The sequence below is a fragment of the Streptomyces sp. NPDC006997 genome, assembly GCF_040635175.1.
In the GTDB taxonomy this organism is placed as follows: Bacteria; Actinomycetota; Actinomycetes; order Streptomycetales; family Streptomycetaceae; genus Streptomyces.
In genome coordinates this window covers 85,079-101,825 of the sequence record NZ_JBEYHH010000016.1, presented here as the reverse complement: position 1 = coordinate 101,825, position 16,747 = coordinate 85,079, and the positions used below count along the sequence as shown (strand labels likewise).

Sequence of the window (16,747 nt, the reverse complement as noted above, 5' to 3'; positions counted from 1 at the left end):
CGATGGTGGCCGTGCCCCAGCGGGCGGTACGTTCCCCTGGGTACTGGTTGCCGACGAGGAGCGGGTGTCCGTCGGGGCTCAGGTGACGCCCGTGACGGTGCTCCGGGGCTGCGTCGCCCTCGCCGGTCTCGGGGGAATGTCGATGGCCAAGGTGGGGTCCTCGGGTGGGGGGTGTGAGGGGGGCTCTGTGCGGTCTCACAATTGCCCCCGGACGTGCTACCGGTCCATGCTGTTGCGGCTGAGTGCAAATGCTGAGTTCAACGGGGGAACAAGGTGCTGCGCATCCATTTCAGTGAGCTCGACCTTGCCAGAACCCGGCTCGCCGCGACCTCCGACCCACTCTGGGAGATCGCGGGGAGCCTGCACCGGTTCCAGTCCCGCAAGGGCCGTTGGGCGTACGCGGGATGGTTCCGCTCCGCCCGGCTGCAACTGCACCGCAGGGGACTGGAACGCGCCGTGCGGAACGTGCTGCTGCCGCTCTACCCGAGGGCCACGTACTTCCCGGACTTCCTGACGCCGGTCGGCACGGACGGCAGCATCGAGGCCGGGGCGGAGCTGATCCTCGCCACTCCCGGACGCCGGATCCGGCACGAGATGGCCCTGCTGGACCAGGCCGTGGGCGCCCCCGCCTGGGTGGGCCAACTCGCCGACCTGGGCACCCGCAAGGAGTTCGTACGGCTGCTGCGCGACTACCACGAGGCCGTCGTGGCGCCCTACCAGGACCACGTGCGGGCCCGTGTCGACGCGGAACGCGCGGCGCGCTGCCGGGCCCTGCTGGACGGCGGGGTGGAGGGGCTGCTGGCCTCCCTGGGGCAGGGGTCCGGGATGCGGTGGCGGCCCCCGGTGCTGGAGGCCAGCTACCCCGAGGACCGGGACCTGCACCTCAACGGCCGTGGACTGACGCTCGTCCCCTCCTACTTCACCTGGGGCCAGCCCGTCAGCTTCGCGGATCCCGAGCTGCCGCCGGTGCTGTGGTACCCGCTGCTCGACGAGCACCGCTCGCCGCAGGCGGACACCGACAGCTCCGGCAGGTCCCTGGTCGCGCTGCTCGGGCGTACCCGGGCCGCCGCCCTGCACGCCGCCGCCTCCGGTGCGACGACCGGTGAACTCGCCCGCGCCGCGGGGGTGTCGGCGTCCTCGGCCAGCCGGCACGCCACCGCCCTGCGCGACGCGGGCCTGATCACCAGCGTCCGCGAGGGGGCCCAGGTGCTGCACACCCTGACGCCCGCGGGGGCGTCGGTGCTGCGGGCGGCGGGGGAGCGGGGCTGAGGGGAACGCGTGAGGGCCGTGTCCCCCGGGTGCGGGTGGGACACGGCCCCGGCGGTGGGTCTAGTTCTGGATGACCATCGTGCTCGCGGCCTTGTCGTGCCAGCCCTGCTGGCGGCCCGACTTGTCCCAGAAGGGGGACAGGTAGACGAGCAACTGCCCGATGCCGCAGGCGAAGCTGCCCACGATCGGGATGATCCAGCGGATGAACGACGAGCCCAGGCCGATCTTCTGGCCGGTGTTGACGTTCACCACCCGGATGCCCACGGCCAGCTTGCCGAGGGTGCCGCCGAGCAGGGCGGTGAGCAGCCACTCGTAGAGCAGGCCGATGGCCGCCATGATGACGAACACCACCATCATCGAGGCGACGAGGTCACCGAAGCCGTCTTCCACGCACGCCTCGTAGGCGGCGGAGCCGGTGGGCTGGTCGCAGTCGTTGATGGCGGACGCCGAGCCGGCGAGCCCGAGCAGGCCGAGGACGAAGTAGATGACGAGGAACGCGACGCCGTCCAGCAGTCGGGCGCCGAAGCGGCGGCCCATCGACGCCACCCGCGGCATACCGGGCATACCGCCCGGGACGCCGGGGGCGCCGGCCGGGTAGGACGGGTAGCCGCCGTAGCCGCCGCCCTGCGGGGGGACGCCCGGGGCCTGCGGGTAGCCGTAGCCGGGCGGCTGCTGGCCCGGGTAGCCGTACCCCGGCTGCTGCGGCTGCTGCGGCTGCTCGCCGTACGGGTTGTTGGGGGAGCCGAAACTCATGGGCGACATTCCTTCGTGCAGGGGCGGGGACGACGCGGGTCGACACGAGGAACGTCACGAACATCACGAGTGGTCACGATGTGAGCGGTTTGCCCCCCGAACATGAACCGCGGTATTGCGCCGCTCATCGTTCTTCAGGCTGCCTGAATTTGTCCAGTCGCATTCAGTTTGTGTTGTGCAAGTGCAATCTCCTGATCGCTTGGTGATCAACGGGCGCGATTGGTCCCCAGGGGCGGTTATCCGCGAGGATGGGGGCATGACTGCCCAGATTCTCGATGGCAAGGCCACCGCAGCCGCGATCAAGTCCGATCTGACCGCCCGCGTGGCGGCGCTGAAGGAGAAGGGCGTCACGCCCGGCCTCGGCACCATCCTCGTCGGGGACGACCCCGGCAGCCAGAAGTACGTCGCCGGGAAGCACCGCGACTGCGCCCAGGTCGGCATCGCCTCCATCCAGCGCGAACTGCCGGGCACGGCGACGCAGGAGGAGATCGAGGCGGTCGTACGCGAACTGAACGAGGACCCGGCGTGCACCGGCTACATCGTCCAGCTCCCGCTGCCCCGCGGCATCGACGAGAACCGCGTCCTGGAGCTGATGGACCCCGACAAGGACGCCGACGGCCTGCACCCGATGAACCTCGGCCGCCTGGTCCTCAACGAGCCCGCGCCGCTGCCCTGCACCCCCAACGGCATCCTCACCCTGCTGCGCCGCCACGGCGTCGAGATCAAGGGCGCGGAGGTCGTGGTCGTCGGCCGGGGGGTGACCATCGGGCGCCCGATGCCGCTGCTGCTGACCCGGCGCAGCGAGAACGCCACGGTGACGCAGTGCCACACCGGCACCCGGGACCTCGCCTCGCACCTGCGCCGCGCGGACATCGTCATCGCCGCGGCGGGCTCCGCCCACCTGGTGCGGGCCGAGGACGTCAAGCCGGGCGCCGCGGTCCTCGACGTCGGGGTCTCCCGCAGTGCCGAGGGCAAGATCGTCGGCGATGTCCACCCCGACGTCGCCGAGGTCGCCGGGTGGATCTCCCCCAACCCCGGCGGCGTGGGCCCGATGACCCGGGCCCAGCTCCTGGTCAACGTGGTCGAGGCGGCGGAACGCAGTGTCGGCTGAGAGGGCGGGGGCGAAGGCTGAGGCCGACGGCGCCGAGGCCGTCGTAGCCGCCGAGGCAGCGGGGAGTGCCGCCGGGCCCGGGGAGACCGAAGGGCCGGACGAGCCCCAGGGCGCCGACGGGTCGGGCGGGTCTGCGGGGGCCGCCGGATCCCACCGGGCCACCGACCCCGCTGAAGCCGACGACTCCGAGCTGACCGTCCGCGACCCCATCAGCGTCCCCGACGCGGAGGGCAGGCCGCGTCGGGTCACCCGGCGGTTCCCGCTGTTCACCCGGGACACCGCCCGGCCCGAGGGCGGCGGCCGGGCCGCGTCCGGTGCCGCCCCGGCGCCCGCCCGGCAGTGGCCGACGCTGCTGGTGCTGGGCGTGGTCGGCGCGGGCCTGCTGCTCACCGCCCTGGACCAGTTCCGGTACGGGACGATGCTGATCGGCGTCGCCCTGCTCGGCGGCGCCGCCCTGCGCTGGCTGCTGCCCGGCGTCGGAATGCTCGCGGTGCGCTCCCGCTTCACCGACATCGCCACCTACGGCGTCCTCGGCCTGACGATCGTCCTGCTGGCGATGATGGTGCAGCCGAACCCCCTGCTGGAGATCCCGTTCCTCAAGGACACCCTGCACTTCACCGTCAGCAGCTAGTGCCGTGACCGGAAAGGTTCACCGGCTCGCGGCGCGGCGCCCGGCACGGCACCTCGCCGCGTTGTCGCATCACCCGAGTACATCCAGTACGCGGGCGATGCTCCGCCTTGCGATGCACCGCACCGGACGCCGCGAGCCTCTCGGCAAACCTTTCCGGTCACGGCACTAGGGCCGCGGCGGGCGACGTCTGCCCGTCAGGGAGCGGCGTCCGGTGCAGGCTCGCGGCGTGCCGGGCGTCGCCACGGGGCGAACGTCGCACGCCGGGCCCTGCGCGGACGCGGCGACCCGTCCCCTCCCCCGGGCCAAGGGACGGGCCGCCGCCGCGGTCCACACTTCCGTGAGCGGAGCGGGGTGTTCAACGCCTGTCCGTGCGCTGTGGCACGGAAGTGACCGTTCCGCTACGGTGTCCGCGACCTGCCACAACGCCCTGGAACGACCGTGGCGCGCTTGCGCGTCAGGGGCAGGGAGACCACCGGTGCCCCCGAGGTCACCGGGGTGTGTCCGTGGTGTCGCCGTATCGGCAGGTTGGCGCGGGCGGGTGGGCCCGTGGCCCGGCAACGGGGATCCTGACCCCGCGCCTCCCCGGGGGGCCGGGGGCCGCGCGGCGACAACCAGCACGTAGCGGGGGGAAGAGGGGGGAAGCGATGCCTCGTTGGAAGGACCTGCCGGAGGAACTCGATCCGCAGATCAGGGAGTTCACCAGCCAGCTGCGCCGACTGGTGGACCGCAGCGGGCTGAGCGTCGCGGCGGTCGCCGACCAGACCGGCTACAGCAAGACGTCCTGGGAGCGTTACCTGGGCGGTCGGCCGCTCGCGCCGAAGGGCGCCGTCGTCGCCCTCGCCGAGGTCACCGGCACCAACCCCGTGCACCTCACCACCATGTGGGAGCTGGCCGAACGGGCCTGGAGCCGTTCGGAGATGCGTCGCGACCTGACCATGGAGGCCATGAAGATCTCGCAGGCGCGCGCCGCGCTCGGCGAGTTCGGCCCCTCCCCGGCGGGCGCCGGGAACAAGTCGGCCCGCAAGGGCGGCCACGCGACGGCCACCCCCGGGATCGCGGGGCGGCCCGCGGGCGTCGTCCCGACGGTCCCGGCCCAGCCCACCGCCCCCGACGCGGACGCGGCCCCGAGCCGCCCCAACTCCTGGGGCGTCGCCGGGTACACCGGACCGGCTCCGATGGGCCCGCGCAGGAAGGTGCCGGTGTCGACTCCCGCGACCGCGCCGACGCCGGTGCCGACGCCGGGGGCGTTCGGCCCTCCGCCGGGCGGCACCCCCGCGGCGGCCCGGCGCCCTGGCTCGGGCAGGGGGCGGCGCCTCGGTCTCGTCCTCGCCAGCGGCGTCGGCGTGCTGGGCGTGGCCGTCGCCGCCTATCTGCTCGCCAGCCGTGGCGGCGACTCCGACGGGGCCGCTTCCGCCCCCTCGCCCACCCCCACCGCCACCGCCGAGGTCAAGCTGCCGCCCGGCGTGCGGTGCGTCGGGGAGGGCTGCACCGGCAAGGACGCGGAGGAGACGGGGTGCGGCGGCGACCTGGCCGCGACCGCCCGGACCGTCACCGTGGGCACCACGGTGGTGGAGGTGCGGTACAGCGAGACCTGCGGTGCCGCGTGGGGCCGTATCAGCCAGGCCGTGCCGGGCGACGCCGTGCGGGTGACCGCGGGCGGCGCCACGCAGGACGGGTCCGTCACGGTGGCCGGGGACACCGACGCGTACACCCCGATGGTCGCCGTCCGGAAGGCCGCCGACGCGGTGGTGTGCGCGACGCTGGCCTCGGGTGAGGCGGGCTGCACGCGGTAAGCCCACAACCGCCGCACCCAGTGGGCCCGCAGGCCCGCGGGCGGGCGGTGGGAAAACCCGGGCCGCGGCAGGCATGGCCCCGCCCATCGCGGGCACGCGAACCGTACCCCCCACGGGAGTCCGGCGGAGTCGGTACCCCCACAGGCGGCCGTTCTCGTCTTTCCTCTCCCGGACGAGCGGCCGCCGCCCCTTTCCCGCGGGGGTACGCCCTCTGTGGGACGGGCCACACCGGGGCGGCCGTGCGGGATGGCGGAGGCGCGGTAGCCTGACCGCCGAGAGATCTCTTGACGCCAAGAGATCGATCATCCGGATACCGGGGCAGGGACGCCCCACCGCCAGCTGTCATACGGAGAACGCCATGACCCGCACTCCCGTGAACGTCACCGTCACCGGCGCGGCCGGCCAGATCGGTTACGCCCTGCTCTTCCGCATCGCCTCCGGCCAGCTGCTCGGCGCGGACGTGCCGGTCCGCCTGCGCCTCCTGGAGATCACCCCGGCCCTGAAGGCCGCCGAGGGCACCGCGATGGAACTGGACGACTGCGCGTTCCCGCTGCTCCAGTCCATCGACATCAGCGACGACCCGAACGTGGCCTTCGACGGCGCCAACGTCGCCCTCCTCGTCGGCGCCCGCCCCCGCACCAAGGGCATGGAGCGCGGCGACCTGCTGGAGGCCAACGGCGGCATCTTCAAGCCGCAGGGCCAGGCCATCAACGCCCACGCCGCCGACGACGTCCGCGTCCTGGTCGTCGGCAACCCGGCCAACACCAACGCGCTGATCGCGCAGGCCGCCGCCCCGGACGTACCGGCGGAGCGGTTCACGGCGATGACGCGCCTGGACCACAACCGCGCCCTGACCCAGCTGGCGAAGAAGACGGGCGTCCCGGTCTCCGAGATCAGGAAGCTGACGATCTGGGGCAACCACTCCGCCACCCAGTACCCGGACATCTTCCACGCCACCGTCGCGGGCAAGAACGCCGCCGAGGTCGTCAACGACGAGAAGTGGCTCGCCGACGACTTCATCCCGACCGTCGCCAAGCGCGGCGCCGCCATCATCGAGGCCCGTGGCGCCTCGTCGGCCGCGTCCGCCGCCAACGCCGCCATCGACCACATCCACACCTGGGTCAACGGCACCGCCGACGGCGACTGGGTCTCCATGGGCATCCCGTCCGACGGTTCCTACGGCGTCCCGGAGGGGCTCATCTCCTCCTTCCCGGTGACCTGCGAGGGCGGCAAGTACGAGATCGTCCAGGGCCTGGAGGTCAACGACTTCTCCCGCGCCCGCATCGACGCCTCCGTCAAGGAGCTGGAGGAGGAGCGCGAGGCGGTCCGCGGCCTCGGCCTCATCTGACGCCTCCCGCGCGCAGGGTCCTCTCAGGCCCCGTCCCGGTCCGTCCGGGGCGGGGTCTCGCCATGAGCGGTCTCGTCGTGCGCGAGCCGCTTCTCGAACCAGTGCGCCCCGTAGACGTGGTCCGAGTACGCCGGGATCTCCCGGTACCCGCACGCCGCGTACATCGCCCGCGCCTCGGTCAGCGTCGCGTGCGTGTCGAGGCGTACGACGTCCAGGCCGCGGGCGCCCGCCTCCCGCTCCAGCTCCCCGAGGATCCGGCGGGCCAGGCCCAGACGGCGGGCGGTGGGCGCCACCCAGACGTGCTTGATCTCGCCGACGTCGGCCGCCAGCAGCCGCAGCGCCCCGCAGCCGACCGGCGCCCCCTCCTCGTACGCCACGAGGAAGGCGCCCGCGGCGCCCGACACCTCCGCGGCCCGCACCAGGTCGGACCGGTCGAAGCCCTCGGGGAACCGCGCGTCGATCTCGGCGGCGTAGGCGTCCAGACAGGCGCGGGCGTCGGCGTCGGCGGCGTCGACGGGGCGGACGGTGATCGCGGCGAGGCGCAGCAGCCGCCGGGCGGTGTCCATGGCCTCCGTCAGCCGGTCGCGCTGGGCCGGGGTCAGCCCCGCCAGCAGGCCCGCCACCAGGGCGTCGGAGCGCCGGTCCTGCTCCCCGACCTCCGCCCGCCCGGCCGGTGTCAGCGTGACCGTGCGCAGCCGCAGGTCGCGGGGGTCGGCGGCGAGGGTGACCAGGCCCTGCGCCTGGAGCGCCTTCGCCATCCGGCTCAGGTACCCGGCGTCCAGGCCGAGCCGGGCGCGCAGTTCGCGCAGGGAGACGCCCTGTTGGCCCTGTGGACCCCCGGCGATCTCGAACAGCAGCCGGGCCTCGCCCAGCGGGCGGTCCTGGCCGAGGTAGTGGTCGTCGAGGACGCCGATGCGGCGGGTGAGGTAGCGGTTGAAACAGCGGAAGGCCGCGATCTGCGCACGGCCGGGCGCGGAGGACTCCATGGTCCTTGACTTTAGTCAAGGAACCAGGGAGCGGAAGGTCAAAGGATGCGGACAGTGCCCCGCATCCGCCCTATGCTGATGCGCCGTCAACTGTCGTCACCTCGGGGGAGAGGCGTGACCACCGCGCACGTGCCACACCAGACCGACCCCGGGTCCGCCCTCGCGGACCCCCCGCCCATCCCGCCTTACGCCAGCGAGGCCACCCGGCTGCTGTGCGCGGGCGCCTACCTGGACCCCCGCTACCGGGACCGCGTCATCGACGAGCTGTACCTCGACGAACAGCGGATCGTGGCACCGTCCCTCGGCATCGACGCCGCCCGCGTCCTCGCCCACGCGCTGCGCGCCCGCAAGCAGGAACAGCTCTGGGCCGCCGCCGTCGTCGGACTGTGGATCGTGGGACTGCCGCTCAGCGGCTGGCTGCTCGCCGGAGTGCTCTACCCCAGCCTGCTGCTCGCCGTAGCGCCCTGGTTCCGGGGCCGTGCCGCCGAACCGCCGCTGTACCGCAGGGCCGCCGCCTTCCTCGCCCGCTGGTCGGGACGCGTCCTCTTCGCGTACTTCCTGCTCGTCGCCCTCGGGATCGCCTTCGGCGACGGCGCCGACGACTCCGGGGGGTACGACTCGTCGTACGACTCCTACGGTTACGGCGACCCCGAGACGTCGAGCCTGACGGACCTGGTACTGCCCTCCTCCGACGACCTCGCCGAGCTGATCGATCCCTGGCAGGCGTGGATGGCGCTCGGGGTGCTGGCGCTGATCGCGCTGTGCGTCGCCGCGCGGCGCGGCCAGTTCGCCCGCGCCCTCACCGCCGAACTCTCCCCTGAGCGCTTCCCGGACGCGGCCGGTGACCCCGCCGAACGGGCCGAGGGGCAGCGGTTCCGGCGGGTGATGCACCGCATCCGCGTGGAGCAGCACGCGCCGCTGGTGATGTACCACGAGGCCCGCCCGTTCTGCGGCGCGGGAGCCGCCTACGACACCTGGGTGCTCGCCGTCGAGCTCCGCCCCGACGAGGACGCCACCCAGCAGCCGCTCAGCAACCGGGCGATCCTGGAGCGGATCCGGCCGCTGCTCGAACAGCTCCGGGTGCCCGCCGAGTACGCCGGACCCGCCGTCCGCGACCGGCTGCGGCGGCTGGAGATCGACGAGTGCGTGTTCCTGCCCGCCGAGGGCCTGCTCCGGCGCGACCAGGCCCCCTACGGGCCCGAGGAGTTCGAGCAGCACCGCGCTCGCGCGGTCGAGGAGGGCGGCGAGAAGCGGCGGCACTTCCTGCGCGTCCGCGTCGGTGGCTGGGAGGAGGAACTGGTCGTCACCGTCTTCGTCCGCATCCACACCCAGGGCCGGATGCTCATGCTGGAGATCGCCCCGCACGTGCTGACCCCGGTCCGCGCGGACTTCAAGGACGCCGACCGCGCCGCCCACCGGCTCCGGCACGACAACGTCGTCGGCAAGGCGCTGACGGCCGTGGTGCTGACACCCCGTTCGCTGGGCCTGTCCCTGGTCACCCTCGGCCGCGGGGTCCGCTACGGCTGGCGGCTGCTGACCGGCGGCCACGCGGTCGCGCTGCCCGACGGACCCGCCGTCTCCGTACGCGAACTGGCCTGCGTACCGGACGGTTCCACCTTCCAGGAGATGGACGTCGCCCGGTACCTGCGCACCGTCCAGGACCGCATCGGGCACGGCGTACGGCTGGCCCTCGCCGAGGCGGGGTACGAGACCGGCGAGTTCGTACAGAAGATCATCAACGTCAGCGAGGGCGCCGTACACATCGGCCGCGCCGACAACTCCTCCTTCGCCTTCGGCGACCACGCCAGCTCCTCCACCGTCAACAGCGGCCCCGAGCCGCAGAAGGGACCGGTCAGCGATGGCGGCAAGTGAGCCCCCGCCCCCGAACGTCCACATCGGCCGCGCCGACAACTCCGCGTTCGCCTTCGGCAGCCACGGCCATGCCGAGACCCACAACACCACCGTCCCGGCCAGCCGCGACGCCGACGCCGAGCAACTCCTCGAAGCGGTGAGGGAACTGCGCGCCGACCTCGCCCGGCTGCGGGAGAGCGAGCAGACCACGCGGCTGGACGCGGCCCTCGCGGAGACCGAGGAGGAGATCGACCGCACCGGTACGGCGGGGCAGTCCCGTCGGCAGCGGCTGCGGGAACTGCTGGAGGACGCCCAGTCCGTGCTGACGCTGTTCGCGTCGGCCGGCACGGTCGCCGGGCTGCTGGGGATGTGAGGGGTTCGCCATGAGCGGGGGACAGCGGTACTGGAACGAGGACGCCCAGCGGTGGGAGGACGGCGGTGAGACGGCGGGCCGGGCACCGACGGCACCGGTTTCGGCCCCGGTGACCCCGGCCCCGGTTTCGGCCCCGGTGCCCCCGGCACCGGTAGCTCCGGCTCCGGTGACCCCGGCTCCGGTAGCTCCGGCCCCGGTAGCTCCGGCTCCGGCAAACCCGGCCCCGGTGACGCCGCCACCACCGGTGCCCGTCGTCCCGCCATCGACCGTACCGCCGTCCGTGCCGCCCCCGGACTTCGCGCCCGGGGGCGGCTGGTCGAGCCCCGAGCTGCCCCAGCGGGGCGGCGGCGGGCTCGGGCTGAGCCGCAGGACGCTGTGGACGGTGCTGGGCGGCGCGGCCGTCGCCGGGGCCGCCGTGGCGCTGGTGCTGACGCTGGTCGTCGGAGACGGCAACGGGGGCGCGGACGCGGACGGCAAGGGGAAGGCGAGCGGGGCCGCGGGAGCGACCTCGGAGAGCACCGCCCCGGTGTCGGAGCCACCGCCCGGCGGTGACGCCTCACCGGCGGACGGCGAGGCGTCGCCCCCGGAGGAGTCGCCGTCGCCCTCCGCCACGGTCGACGTGCCCGCCGGGTACGAGCTGTACGACGACGCCGAGGGCTTCACCATCGCCCGGCCCGTGGGCTGGACCCGGGAAGCGGTGGACTCCCAGTACGGCATGGACATCGTCAACTACCGCAGCGCCGACGGCGAGCTGCGGCTCCAGGTGTTCCAGGTGGCGGAGAGTTCCCCCGAGGCGTCCTTCGAGCTGTTCCTCTCCGACGACACCCCGAAGGCCGACGGCTTCGAGGAACTCTCCCTGGAGCGGGTGAGCGAGGCGGGCTCCCGGCTGGAGTACCTCGCCGACGCCATCAAGGGCGAACCCGACGCCGGCCCCTGGCACGTCGTCGACGAACGCTTCGTGGCCGCCGACGGCAACCTGTACGCCGTCGCCGCCTACGGCCCCGACGCCGACGGCCGCGAGGACGAGCGGGAGATGCTGCGCACGGCGCTCGGCTACTTCTGCCCGCCCCACTACGCGTGCGACTAGGACGTGCCGCGAACGTCCCGCCAGACGCCGCTCGGCCCGCCCTGCGGGCGGACGACGGGACTTTCGCGACGCGCCCCAGCTCCGTGGCTGTCAGCGCCGCTCAGGGGCGGCGCTGGCCGTCCGGCTGGTAGTGCCCCGGCGCGCGGCGGCAGGTCACGCCGAACCGGTTCCAGGCGTTGATCACCGTGATCGAGGCGATGAGGCGGGCCAGCTCCTCCTCCGGGAAGTGCTTGGCCGCCCGCGCGTACACCTCGTCGGGCACGAAACCGTCCGTCAGGACCGTGACCGCGTCGGTCAGCTCCAGGGCGGCCAGCTCCCGTTCGGTGTAGAAGTGCGGCGACTCCTCCCAGGCGCTGAGCTGGATGAGCCGCTCCGCGCTCTCCCCCGCGGCCAGCGCGTCCTTGCTGTGCATGTCGAGGCAGAGCGCGCAGCGGTTCAGCTGCGAGGCGCGGACCTTCACCAGTTCGAGGAGCGTGCGGTCCAGCCCCTGCTGGCTGGCGGCGTCGAGGCGGACCATCGCCTTGTAGACGTCCGGGGCCAGGGCGGCCCAGTCGAGGCGGGAGGCGGGCTCGGGGGCGTAAGGGGTGTCGTCGGGGGTGGTCCGCGGCGCGGTCTCGCTGTTCGTCATGGCGTCGAGCGTAGGCAGCGGAAGGCCCAGGGGTATGGTCCATTTCCATGCCGGAACCATGGGCCACTTCGGGCGCCGCTTCGGGCGCTGCTTCGGATGGTGACGAGGGCGCCGACGGCGTCGGCATCGGGTTCGACCTGCATCTGGAACCCGCCGGTCCGGGGCTGCGCCGGGGTCTGACCGACGCGCTGCGGGAGGCCGTCCGCGGCGGCCGTCTCGCGCCGGGCACCCGGCTGCCCTCCTCCCGCTCCCTCGCCGCCGACCTGGGCATCGCCCGCAACACGGTGGCCGAGTCCTACGCCGACCTGGTGGCCGAGGGCTGGCTCACCGCCCGCCAGGGCTCCGGCACCCGGGTCGCCGACCGCGCGCTGCCGCCGACGCCGGACCGTCCGGCACCGCGGGGGCGTCCGCCCGGCGGACCCGCGTACAGCCTCGTCCCCGGCACCCCCGACCTCGCCTCCTTCCCGCGCGCCCCGTGGCTCCGGGCGGCCCGCCGCGCCCTGGCCGCCGCGCCCCACGACGCCCTCGGGTACGGCGACCCGCGCGGCCGTGCCGAACTGCGGACCGCGCTCGCCGCCTACCTCTCCCGGGCCCGCGGCGTACGCGCCGACCCCGACCGCGTCGTCATCTGCTCCGGCTTCGCGCACGGCGTCAGGCTGCTCGCGGAGGTGCTGCGCGCCCGCGGGCCAGGCGGCGCGCTGGCCGTGGAGTCCTACGGCCTCGACGTGCACTGGAACCTCGTGGAGCGGACGGGTCTGCGCACCCTCCCCCTCCCGCTCGACGACCACGGCACCCGCACCGACGCACCCCCGCCGGACGCGGCGGCCATGCTGCTCACCCCCGCGCACCAGTTCCCCCTCGGCGTGGCGCTGCGCCCCGAGCGCCGGGCGGCGGCGGTCGACTGGGCCCGCCGTACCGGCCGTCTCATCCTTGAGGATGACTACGACGGCGAGTTCCGTTACGACCGCCAGCCGATCGGCGCCCTCCAGGACCTCGCCCCGGACCACGTCGCCTATCTGGGCACCGCCAGCAAGTCCCTCGCCCCCGGACTGCGGCTGGGCTGGCTGGTGCTGCCGCCGTCCCTCGCCGCGGAGACGGTCCGGTGCCTCGGCGGCACGGCCCCGGGCGTCCTGGACCAGCTGACCCTCGCCGAGTTCCTCGTCTCCGGCGACTACGACCGCCACGTGCGCGCCGCCCGGCTGCGGTACCGGCGGCGCCGGGACGAGCTGGTCGGCGCGCTGGCCGAGCGGGCGCCCGAGGTCGAGGTCACGGGCATCGCGGCGGGACTGCACGCCGTCCTCCGGCTGCCGCCCGGCACGGAACAGGCCGTCGTACGCGCCGCCGCCTGGCACGGCCTGGCGGTCCACGGCCTGTCCCGCTACCGCCACCCCGCCACCCCCACGACGACCCGAGCCCCGGACGCCCTGGTCGTCGGCTACGCGACCCCGCCCGACCACGCGTGGGCGGGGACGCTGGAGGCGTTGTGCAGGGCGCTGCCGTAGCGGGCGGGGGTGGGGGTCAGCGGCTTGTGAACCACCAGACGGTGAGCTGAACGAGTCCGGCGCCGACGGCGTTGGCGGCGGCGCAGACGGTGGCGATGACGGCGAGGCGCGTAAGGCCCCGCCAGAACGGACGGTCGAACACGGCGGTCCCTCCCTGGACTTGTACGGACGACCCCGGCGGGTGCCGGGACGTGCTCCGTCGAGGAGGCCACTCCGGAATGTTTTCCGGATCGCGGTGCCCACCGGTCGCCGGACGGGCAAGCTGGTCGTGGAAGGGGCGCGGGGGCCGGGGAGCCTTTCCCGGACGGTTCCGGCCCGGACGTGACGGAAGGCGGGGGCCGTGGCCGAGCCGGACTCGACCGAGAGATGGGCGCGGGCCCTGCGCGAGCTGTGGCGGGCCGCCGGAGAGCCGACCGGCGGTGAGATCGAACGACAGGGCGGCCGCCAGCGCCCGCGGGTCAGGGTGACGTCGTCCTCGTGGAGCGAGTGGCGCAACGGCAAGAACGTCCCCGCGGACCCGGACGCCGCCCGCTTCCTGGTGACGTACCTACGCGCCCGTGCGCGCACGAGGACACCCTCCTACGTCGCCCCGGACGACGCGTGGTGGGAACGGACCTGGCGGAGCGCCCGAGCGGAACGGAGCGGCAAGGGCGGGCGCCCGGCCACGGCCCACCACACGCCGCCCGCCGAGCCGGTGCCGCGGGTCCGGGAGGGCGTGGTGCCGCGCGCGGCGGACTGCTTCCAGCAGCGGGAGGCCGCCGCCCGTCTCACGGCGGCGGTCGACGAGAGCGGGACGGTCGTGCTCACCCAGGTGCTGCTCGGCATGGGCGGTGTCGGCAAGACCCAGCTCGCCGCGGCACACGCGCGGCGTGCCTGGGCCGCCGGGACGCAGGTCCTGGTCTGGGTGAACGCCGCCACCCGCGACGGCATCGTCACCGCCTACGCCCGCACGGCACGGCGGCTCGGGCTGCCGCTGGCCGAACCGGACGATCCCGGCCTCGCCGCTGAGACGTTCCTGACCTGGGCGGAGACCACCGACCGGAGCTGGCTGGTCGTCCTCGACGACGTGCGGCGCCCGGCCGACGTCAACGGGCTGTGGCCCGTGGCCGACACCTCGGTGGGCGGACGGGTCGTCGTCACCACCCGGCTCCGCGAGGCCGCCCTGAGCGGTTCCGGCCGCCGTATCGTCGACATCGGCGTGTTCACCGCCGAGGAGGCCCGCGCCTACCTCACCGCCAAGCTCCCCGCGCCTCAGGACCCTTCCGAACTGGCCGCGCTCGCCGCCGATCTGGGACACCTGCCGATCTGGCTGGCACAGGCCGCGGCCTACATCGTCGACGACGGCAGCACCGTCCCCGCGTACCGGCGGCGGCTGGCGACCCAACTGCTGGCCCGCTCCGTCCCCGGCCCGGACTCGCTGCCGGACGACCACGAGCGGATCGCCAGCGCCACCTGGGAGCTGTCCATCGGCCACGCGGACCGCACCGACCCCGTGGGGCTGGCCCGGCCGCTGCTGCAACTGGCCGCCGTCCTGGACGGCGCGGGAATCCCGCAGACCGCGCTGACCAGCCCTCCCGCGCTGGACCACCTCACCGACTCCCGGCAGCGCGGGGCGGCGGGCTCCCCGGACCACCCGCGGAGGGGGGAGGAGACGGCGGTGGACGCCGCCGCGGTGGACCGGGCGCTGCGCGTGCTGCACCGGCACAGCCTCCTCGACCACGACCGCAACGCCACCCACCAGGAGGTCAGGGTCCACCAGCTCATCCAGCGCGCCACCCGCGAGAGCCTGGTCGCGGGCGGGGACGCGGGGCCGGAGTCTCTCACCCGACTGGTCCGCGCCGCGGCCGACAGCCTGCTGCACAGGTGGCCGGAGACCGCCCCGGGCGAGCTGGGCCCGGTCCTGCGCGCCAACGCCGCCGCGCTCCGCGACACCTCGGGAGCCGCCCTGTTCGCCAGGGACACCGGTGCCCACCCCGTGCTCACGCGCGCCATCACCGACCTGGGCCGGACCGGTCAGGTCGGCGCGGCCCTGACCGCCAGCCAGGGCCTCGCGGACGCCTGCCTGCGCCACCTCGGCCCCGAACACCGCAGTACCCTCGCCGCCCGCAACAACCTGGCGTACTGGCAGGGCGAGGCAGGGGACACGGCCGGGGCCAGCACCGCGTTCCAGGAACTGGTCTCGGACATGCTGCGGGTCCTGGGACCGGACGACCGCGACACGCTCAGCGCGCGGGGCAACCTCGCCCGCTGCCAGGGGCTGGCGGGAGACGCGGGCAAGGCCGCCGCCACGTTCGAGGAACTGCTCGCCGACACCCTGCGCGTGTACGGCCCCGACGCCCCGGAAACCCTCACCACCCGCAACAACCTGGCGTACTTCCGCGGACTGACCGGCGACGCGGCCGGGGCGGTGGCCGCCTACGAAGAACTCGTCTCCGACCATCTGCGGGTCCAGGGACCGGACGCCTACCTCACCCTGGTCAGCCGGATCAACCTGACCCGCTGGCGGGGCGAGGCCGGGATCACGGCGGATGCCGTTCCCGCCCACGAGACGCTGCTCGCGGACGTGGTCCGGGTGCTCGGTCCCGACGCCCCCGAGACCCTGATCACCCGGCGCAACCTGGCCTTCGCCCGGGGGACGGCGGGGGACACGGCGGGTGCCGCCGCCGAGCTGGAGGGGCTGTTGGCCGACCAGTCACGCGTCCTGGGCCCCGACCACCCGGACACCCTGACCACCCGGCACCACCTGGCGTCCTGGGCCGGTCAGAGCGGTGATCTCGCGGGCGCCGTCGCCGCTCTCAGAGCCCTCCTCCCCGACCGGCTGCGGGTACTCGGCGCCGACGCTCCCGACACCCTGGTCACCCGCAACAACCTGGCCTACTTCCTCGGCATGTCCGGGGACGCGGAAGGCGCCGCCGCCACGTTCCGGGAACTCCTGGACGACCGGCTGCGCATCCTCGGCCCCGACGCCCCGGACACCCTGACCACGCGCGCCAACCTGGCCGCGTTCCAGGCACTCACGGGGGACCGGGCGGGGGCCGTCGTGGCCCTGGAGGAGCTGCTGGCGGACCAGACGCGCGTCCTGGGTCCCGACCACACCGGCACCCTGTCCACCCGCAACAACCTGGCCCACTGGCTGGGGGAGGAAGGGGACGCCGCGGGGGCCGCCACGGCGTTGGCCGAACTCCACGCCGACATCGTGCGCGCCCACGGCCCCGACTCGCTGCTGGCCCTGAAGACCCGCAGCGGTCTCGGCCGTTGGCTGGGAGAGGCGGGCGACCAGACAGGCGCCGTCACCACTCTCGAAGCCCTCCTCGCCGACCAGGTCCGCATCCAGGGCCCCGACCACCCCGACACATCGGCCACCCGCGAGCAGCTTGAACGGTGGCGGGGGCGGGAGTGAGGGGCGCGTGGCACG

General features: G+C 74.4%; 14 protein-coding genes. 10 read left to right on the top strand and 4 right to left on the bottom strand.

Annotation, left to right across the window (positions count from 1 at the left end; genetic code table 11):
* Positions 1-273 precede the first annotated feature (273 nt).
* Positions 274-1,269 (top strand): helix-turn-helix domain-containing protein, encoded by a 996-nt coding sequence (locus ABZ659_RS17880; protein WP_360220295.1) that lies wholly within the window; start codon positions 274-276, stop codon positions 1,267-1,269.
* A gap of 60 nt (positions 1,270-1,329) precedes the next feature.
* Here the strand turns inward: ABZ659_RS17880 and ABZ659_RS17875 are convergent, their stop codons facing one another.
* On the bottom strand, positions 1,330-2,022 hold the full coding sequence (locus ABZ659_RS17875; RefSeq protein WP_360220292.1) for an RDD family protein: 693 nt from the start codon (positions 2,020-2,022) through the stop codon (positions 1,330-1,332).
* A 256-nt stretch (positions 2,023-2,278) separates the two neighbouring features.
* Between ABZ659_RS17875 and ABZ659_RS17870 the strand changes: the two genes are divergently transcribed.
* The 4 genes from ABZ659_RS17870 to ABZ659_RS17855 all read left to right on the top strand — a co-directional run bounded on the left by ABZ659_RS17870 (position 2,279) and on the right by ABZ659_RS17855 (position 6,905).
* Positions 2,279-3,133 carry a bifunctional methylenetetrahydrofolate dehydrogenase/methenyltetrahydrofolate cyclohydrolase gene (locus ABZ659_RS17870; protein WP_360220289.1) on the top strand — a complete coding sequence of 285 codons (855 nt, stop codon included), beginning with the start codon at positions 2,279-2,281 and terminating at the stop codon, positions 3,131-3,133.
* On the top strand, positions 3,123-3,764 hold the full coding sequence (locus tag ABZ659_RS17865; protein WP_360220286.1) for a DUF3017 domain-containing protein: 642 nt from the start codon (positions 3,123-3,125) through the stop codon (positions 3,762-3,764). Before ABZ659_RS17870 ends, ABZ659_RS17865 begins: the two co-directional genes overlap by 11 nt.
* 644 nt (positions 3,765-4,408) lie before the next feature.
* Positions 4,409-5,557, top strand: a complete 1,149-nt coding sequence (locus ABZ659_RS17860; protein WP_360220283.1) for a DUF2690 domain-containing protein — start codon at positions 4,409-4,411, stop codon at positions 5,555-5,557.
* Positions 5,558-5,915: 358 nt separating this feature from the next.
* Positions 5,916-6,905, top strand: coding sequence for a malate dehydrogenase (locus ABZ659_RS17855; RefSeq protein ID WP_360220280.1), 990 nt, complete (start codon positions 5,916-5,918; stop codon positions 6,903-6,905).
* Between the two features lie 23 nt (positions 6,906-6,928).
* Here ABZ659_RS17855 and ABZ659_RS17850 read toward each other — a convergent pair whose 3' ends face one another.
* Positions 6,929-7,891, bottom strand: a complete 963-nt coding sequence (locus ABZ659_RS17850) for a helix-turn-helix domain-containing GNAT family N-acetyltransferase (protein WP_360220277.1) — start codon at positions 7,889-7,891, stop codon at positions 6,929-6,931.
* A gap of 114 nt (positions 7,892-8,005) precedes the next feature.
* On the opposite strand from ABZ659_RS17850, the gene ABZ659_RS17845 reads away from it, so the two are divergent.
* The 3 genes from ABZ659_RS17845 (at position 8,006) to ABZ659_RS17835 (ending at position 11,202) form a co-directional block, all read left to right on the top strand.
* Positions 8,006-9,763, top strand: a complete 1,758-nt coding sequence (locus tag ABZ659_RS17845; protein WP_360220274.1) for a hypothetical protein — start codon at positions 8,006-8,008, stop codon at positions 9,761-9,763.
* On the top strand, positions 9,750-10,115 hold the full coding sequence (locus tag ABZ659_RS17840; protein ID WP_360220271.1) for a hypothetical protein: 366 nt from the start codon (positions 9,750-9,752) through the stop codon (positions 10,113-10,115). Before ABZ659_RS17845 ends, ABZ659_RS17840 begins: the two co-directional genes overlap by 14 nt.
* Positions 10,116-10,395: 280 nt before the next feature.
* Positions 10,396-11,202 (top strand): hypothetical protein, encoded by an 807-nt coding sequence (locus ABZ659_RS17835; protein WP_360220268.1) that lies wholly within the window; start codon positions 10,396-10,398, stop codon positions 11,200-11,202.
* Between the two features lie 100 nt (positions 11,203-11,302).
* Here ABZ659_RS17835 and ABZ659_RS17830 read toward each other — a convergent pair whose 3' ends face one another.
* The gene (locus tag ABZ659_RS17830; RefSeq protein ID WP_360220265.1) at positions 11,303-11,830 is read right to left on the bottom strand and encodes a carboxymuconolactone decarboxylase family protein; all 528 of its coding nucleotides are present in this window, start codon (positions 11,828-11,830) and stop codon (positions 11,303-11,305) included.
* 125 nt (positions 11,831-11,955) lie between these two features.
* Here ABZ659_RS17830 and ABZ659_RS17825 point away from each other — a divergent pair, with 125 nt between their 5' ends.
* Entirely contained in the window at positions 11,956-13,332 is a 1,377-nt protein-coding gene (locus tag ABZ659_RS17825; RefSeq protein ID WP_360220539.1) for a PLP-dependent aminotransferase family protein, read from the top strand.
* Positions 13,333-13,348: 16 nt separating this feature from the next.
* Here ABZ659_RS17825 and ABZ659_RS17820 read toward each other — a convergent pair whose 3' ends face one another.
* Positions 13,349-13,474, bottom strand: coding sequence for a hypothetical protein (locus ABZ659_RS17820; protein WP_360220262.1), 126 nt, complete (start codon positions 13,472-13,474; stop codon positions 13,349-13,351).
* Between the two features lie 198 nt (positions 13,475-13,672).
* Here ABZ659_RS17820 and fxsT point away from each other — a divergent pair, with 198 nt between their 5' ends.
* The gene (gene fxsT / locus ABZ659_RS17815; protein ID WP_360220259.1) at positions 13,673-16,732 is read left to right on the top strand and encodes an FxSxx-COOH system tetratricopeptide repeat protein; all 3,060 of its coding nucleotides are present in this window, start codon (positions 13,673-13,675) and stop codon (positions 16,730-16,732) included.
* Positions 16,733-16,747 lie beyond the last annotated feature (15 nt).

Coding starts and splice junctions, on each gene's coding strand:
- ABZ659_RS17850 (WP_360220277.1), bottom strand. CDS start 7,891: ATGGAGTCCTCCGCGCCCGGCCGTGCGCAGATCGCGGCCTTCCGCTGT.
- ABZ659_RS17830 (WP_360220265.1), bottom strand. CDS start 11,830: ATGACGAACAGCGAGACCGCGCCGCGGACCACCCCCGACGACACCCCT.
- ABZ659_RS17860 (WP_360220283.1), top strand. CDS start 4,409: ATGCCTCGTTGGAAGGACCTGCCGGAGGAACTCGATCCGCAGATCAGG.
- ABZ659_RS17840 (WP_360220271.1), top strand. CDS start 9,750: ATGGCGGCAAGTGAGCCCCCGCCCCCGAACGTCCACATCGGCCGCGCC.
- ABZ659_RS17855 (WP_360220280.1), top strand. CDS start 5,916: ATGACCCGCACTCCCGTGAACGTCACCGTCACCGGCGCGGCCGGCCAG.
- ABZ659_RS17870 (WP_360220289.1), top strand. CDS start 2,279: ATGACTGCCCAGATTCTCGATGGCAAGGCCACCGCAGCCGCGATCAAG.
- ABZ659_RS17875 (WP_360220292.1), bottom strand. CDS start 2,022: ATGAGTTTCGGCTCCCCCAACAACCCGTACGGCGAGCAGCCGCAGCAG.